The following is a 5,163-nucleotide window of genomic DNA, read 5'->3' on the forward strand; positions in this document are numbered from 1 at the left end:
CGGCGGCGCCTCGGACGTGTCCGTCGCGCGCTGGGTGCCGGCGCTGGTGGCCTGCGCCGTGGCGGCGCTCCTGCTGACCGGGGCCGGGCTGAAGCGGCCCGAGGGCAAGGCCCGCGCCGGCTGTCTCGGCGCGGCCACCGCCATCGCCTACGCGCTCACGGCCGCCCTGATGAAGGACGCCATGGACAGCTGGGACACCGGCGGCCCGGTCGGCTTCCTGACCGCGTGGCAGACGTACGCGTTCGCCGCGGCCGGTGTCTGTGCGGTGCTCCTGCTGGAGCACGCCCTGCAGGGCGGCCCCCTGGTCGCCTCCCAGCCGGCCCTCACGCTGGGGGACGCGACGGTGAGCCTCCTGCTCGGCGTGCTCCTGTACGGGGAGCACGTGCGCACGGGCTGGTGGCTGCTGCCCCAGCTGGCCGGCGTCGCCCTGGTCGTCGTGGGTGTCGTCACCCTGGCCCGGCGCGGCGTCGACCTGAGGACCGGCCGGTGAGGGTGGGCTCGCCGGGGTCCGTGCCGCTCCCCGCGCCGTGCCTCACGTGTGGATCCTGCCGTCCTCGATGACGAAGTACTGCGGCTCGGAGCAGCCGATGGACGGCGTGACGAGCAGGCTGACGTCGACGGGCGCGGGTTCGGCGGCGGAGGTGGAGAACCGGCAGACGGCTCCCTCGCCCGTGAGCGGGTACCAGAACCACCCGTCCGCCGCACCGACCGTGGCCCGGTCCGACTCCGTCCAGCCGCCGTCGCCGTACGTGTCCACCCGCAGCCGTACGGAGGCGGCGTACGCGTCGTCGGTGGAGCGCACCGCGGTGAGGGTGATCCGGTAGTCCCGGCCGAGGACCGACGAGGCGATCTCCTGCGTCCGCGGTGCGGCGGCGCCCGCGTGGGGAGCGGTGGGGCCGACGCCCGCGAGGACGGCCGTAGTGGCGGCGGTGAGGATCGGCCAGGTGCGCCGACGAGTGGGTGGGCGGGTCGATTTCATGGCTCTTCCCCCATGGTGTGCGTGCGGTGCCTTGTGTGTCCGGACGTCCGGTTCCTCCTGCGATGGTCAGGACACGCGAACCCGTCCGAAGGTTGTGGGAGATCCGGCACCGCCACCGTGAGGGGCGGGTGCGGTGCTGGGTGCGGGTGGTGGGTCAGGTGACGCTGATGGCGCCGGTCGGGGGCCTGTCCGGCTTCTTCGAGGAGAAGCCGGAGGGGGACGACGACAGTGCCGTGCGCGAGCACGAGGCCGAAGGGGAGGCCAAGCGGCAGGGCAAGCCCGTGTCGGCGGTGAAGCCGGCCGGCTAGGCGGCCTTCTTCATGTTCCTCTACCTCGAGGTCCTGGACGCCTCCTTCTCCTTCGACGGCGTCATCGGCGCCATGTACGTCCGCTCCCTCACCGTGTACCTGGTGCGCCAGGGCACCTGGGACGACTACGTCTACCTGGAGCACGGCGCGCACTACGCGGTCGGCGCGCTCGCGGTGATCCTGCTGGTGACCATCCAGTACGAGATCAACGAGATCAACGAGATCAACGAGATCATCACCGGTCTCGTCGGCATGGTCCTGATCGGCGCGTCCTTCTGGTCCTCGCTCCGCCGCAACAAGGCACTCGCGGCCACCGGGGCCACCGGAGGCTGCGCGCCGACCGGCCCGCCTAGCTCCTGAGGACGACGAGCTGCCGGGTCGCCCGGGTCATCGCGACGTAGCGGTCGACCGCTCCCGCGACGCCCTCGCCGTACTCCTCCGGGTCGACGAGGACGACCAGGTCGAACTCCAGTCCCTTCACCAGCTCCGGGTCCAGCGACCGCACGCGGGACGTCGAGCGGAACGAGGGGTCGCCGATGACGCAGGCGGTCCCCTCGGCATGCGCGGCGAGCCAGTCGTCGAGGACCGCGCCCAGGTCCGAGGCGGAGCCGTGGACCACCGGCACGCCCGTGCCGCGGACGGAGACCGGGACGTTGGCGTCCGGGAGCACGGCCCGGATGACCGGCTCGGCCTCCGCCATGACCTCCTCGGGCGTCCGGTAGTTGACGCTCAGGGAGGCCAGGTCGATCCGGTCGAACCCGACCCGCTCCAGCCGTTCCCGCCACGACTCGGTGAACCCGTGCCGCGCCTGCGCACGGTCCCCGACGACGGTGAAGCTCCGGGACGGGCACCGGAGCAGCAGCATCTGCCACTCCGCGTCGGTCAGCTCCTGCGCCTCGTCCACGACGACGTGCGCGAACGGACCGGCGAGCTCGTCCGGGTCGGCGGTGACCAGTTCGGACTCGTCGACCAGGCTGACCCGGGCGTCCCGGCCACGCAGCATCGTCACCAGTCCCTCGCCGTCGTCACCGTCGGCGCCGGAGTCGGACACGGCCTCGATCAGGTTGTCCACGACCTGCGCCATGCGCTCGCGCTGGGCGGCCAGCACGGCCGCGTGCCGGGCCCGGCGCCGGGCCGACTCCGGGTCCCCGAGCCGCTGCCGTGCCGCGTCCAGGAACGGCAGGTCGGACATCGTCCAGGCATGGGCGTCCGTACGCTGCAACCGCCGTACGTCCGCACGGTCGAGCCAGGGAGCGCACATCCGCAGGTAGGCCGGAACCGACCACAGGTCACCCACCAGGTCGGCCGCCTCCAGCACCGGCCACGCGCGGGTGAAGGCCGTGCGCAGCTCCCTGTTCCGCCGCAGCGACTTGCGGAGCAGCTCCGCCGGCACGTCGCCTTCGTGTTTGTCCGCCAGGAGGGTGAGCAGCTCCTCCCACACCTGCTCGCGCGCCTCGTTGTGCGGGGTGCCGGGTTCCGCCGCGTCGAACGCCGCGGCCCAGTCGTCGGCGCTCAGCCGGATGTCGGACCAGTCGGTCGAGACCGTCATGCCCTCGGCGGGCGGCTCCTCATAGAACGTGACGGCCCTCTCGATCGCCCCCACCAGCCTCGCGGACGACTTCAGCGCGGCCACGTCCGGGTCGGCCTCGACGCCCGCCGTGGCCCCCTCGGCGACGAGGTCCCGCAGGGTGCAGGTCCGCACGCCCTCCTCACCGAGGCTGGGCAGGACGTCGGAGACGTACGCCAGGTAGGGCCGGTGCGGGCCGACGAACAGCACACCGCCCCGACGGTGACCGAGACGCGGGTCGGAGTGCAGGAGGTAGGCGGAGCGGTGCAGGGCGACGACGGTCTTCCCCGTGCCCGGACCGCCGTCGACGACGAGGGCGCCGCGGGACCCCGCGCGGATGACGGCGTCCTGGTCGGCCTGGATGGTGCCGAGGACGTCGCGCATCCGGGCCGACCTGGTGCCGCCCAGGCTCGCGACGAAGGCGGACTGGTCGTCGAGCGCCGCGTGCCCGACGAGCCCGTCCGGGGTGAACACCTCGTCCCAGTAGTCGCTGATCCGGCCGTCGGTCCAGCGGTACCTGCGGCGGCTCGCCAGCCCCATCGGGTCGGCGTGGGTGGCGCCGAAGAAGGGCCCGGCCGCGGGGGAGCGCCAGTCCAGCAGCAGCCGCCGGCCCGTGCCGTCCGTGAGGCCGAGCCGTCCGACGTACACCGGCTCGGCGCCGTCCGCGCCGACCATGCGCCCGAGGCACAGGTCGAGGCCGAAGCGGCGCAGGGTGCGCAGCCGGGCGGTCAGCCGGTGGATCTCCGTGTCCCGGTCCATGGCCTGCCGGCCCGTTCCGCCGGGTGCCCGGCGTTCCGCGTCGAGGCGGTCGGTCAGCTCGGCGACCGACTGCGCGAGGCTCTCCGCGAGGTCCGCGAAGTGCCGCTCGTCACCGGCGATCAGCGCCGGGTCGGCCTTGGGGGAGAGGCGGTCGGGAAGGTCGAACACGCTGGTGGGCAGTGGGTTCACGTCACCGGCTCCCGTCTTCTCGGGCGGGTGTGTCGAGCAGCAGCTCCGCGGCCACCGCCGCCCCGTCGGCGCGGACCGTGCCGGCCACGGCAGCCGCTCGTGCCCGAGTCCCGGGGGCCAGGGCCCGCGCGAGCGCGGCCGACAACGACGCGGTGGCCGGGGTCGGACCGTCGTGCGCCGCGCCGATGCCCAGGCCGGCCACCCGGCCGGCCCAGTACGGCTGGTCCGCCGCCTGGGCCACCACCACCTGGGGCGTGCCGGCCCGGGCGGCCGTCGTCGTGGTGCCCGCGCCGCCGTGGTGCACGACGGCGGCGACCCGGCCGAACAGGGCCTGCTGGTTGACCTCGCCGACGGCGAGACAGTCGTCCCGGTCGTCGATCAGGGCCAGGTCGGCCCAGCCCCGGCGGACCACCACGCGGCGGCCCTGCGCCCGGACCGCCTCGACGACCACCCGGGCGGCGTCCGGAGAGGTGTGCAGGGGCATGCTGCCGAAGCCCACGAACACCGGCGGCGCGCCGGCGTCCAGGAACGCCTCCAGCTCCGCGGGGAGCGGGCGCTCGTCCGGCAGGATCCACGCACCGGTCTGCACGACGTCGAGGGCCGACGCCCCCTGCCACGGGTCCAGGACCGGGTCCGACGCCAGCCACGGCCGGTCGCCGACGACGTAGTCGCGGACGTGGTCCACCGGGGGCAGACCGTTCGCCACCCGGTTCGTGTTGAGTGCCTCCCCGAACAGCGCGTCGACGTTCCGCGCGTCCAGCTCCCACAGCACCCGGTTGTCGGTCACCTCCGGCGGGAGGGGCCGGCCCGGGTACGTCAGCGGCGGACGGTCCGGTGACGGCAGGGTGAGCTGAGTGAACGTCACGGACACGGAGCGGACGCCCAGTCCCTCGGCCACCGACAGGGCGCCGGCCGCGGCCGGCATCATGCCGGCCGCCACCAGCACGTCGCACCCCTCGGCCGCCGCGGTGACCGCCTCGAACTGGGCGGCGATCACCGCGGCCGCGCGCTGCGGCAGCGACGACGGCGCGGGCGCCGCCTTCGTCAGCGCGCGCGCCGACGGCCCGACCGGCACCAGCGGCACCCCGGCACCGGCCAGCCGGTCGGCGAACTCCTCGTCCGGGGGCGCGCACACCCGTACCTCCGCGCCGCGCTCCCGCAGCCGCACCGCGAGCGCCACCAGCGGTTCGACGTCCCCCCGCGACCCGTACGTCGACAACACCACACGCATGCGCATCCCCGTTCCCGTTCCCGCAGTTCCTGGCCTCGGCCGGTGATTCTGCGGGACGACCGGGGCCTTGCCGCAAGCCCCCCGGTGCGCTATAAGTTGAGAGTGGCAAGGAGCGGATGACCTCCTTGCC

The 5,163-nt window shown here is 74.3% G+C and carries 3 protein-coding genes and 2 pseudogenes; 2 read left to right on the plus strand and 3 right to left on the minus strand.

Translation table 11 applies throughout. From position 1 onward, the window contains the following. Positions 1–490, plus strand: a pseudogene (locus UW392_RS06890) (hypothetical protein); the annotation flags it as partial. 42 nt (positions 491–532) lie between these two features. On the opposite strand, the gene UW392_RS06895 reads toward UW392_RS06890, so the two are convergent. Then, positions 533–979, minus strand: a complete 447-nt coding sequence (locus tag UW392_RS06895) for a hypothetical protein (RefSeq protein ID WP_320773977.1) — start codon at positions 977–979, stop codon at positions 533–535. A gap of 146 nt (positions 980–1,125) precedes the next feature. Here UW392_RS06895 and UW392_RS06900 point away from each other — a divergent pair. Beyond that, a pseudogene (locus UW392_RS06900) lies at positions 1,126–1,647 on the plus strand (DUF475 domain-containing protein); the annotation flags it as partial. On the opposite strand, the gene helR reads toward UW392_RS06900, so the two are convergent. Continuing rightward, complete coding sequence (helR, locus tag UW392_RS06905; RefSeq protein ID WP_320773978.1) at positions 1,637–3,802, minus strand: RNA polymerase recycling motor ATPase HelR; 2,166 nt, start codon at positions 3,800–3,802, stop codon at positions 1,637–1,639. The pseudogene UW392_RS06900 and the gene helR overlap by 11 nt on opposite strands. 1 nt (position 3,803) lies before the next feature. Next, entirely contained in the window at positions 3,804–5,033 is a 1,230-nt protein-coding gene (locus tag UW392_RS06910; protein WP_320773979.1) for a glycosyltransferase, read from the minus strand. Between the last annotated feature and the right edge of the window lie 130 nt (positions 5,034–5,163).

It is taken from the genome of Streptomyces sp. CRN 30 (assembly GCF_034105845.1).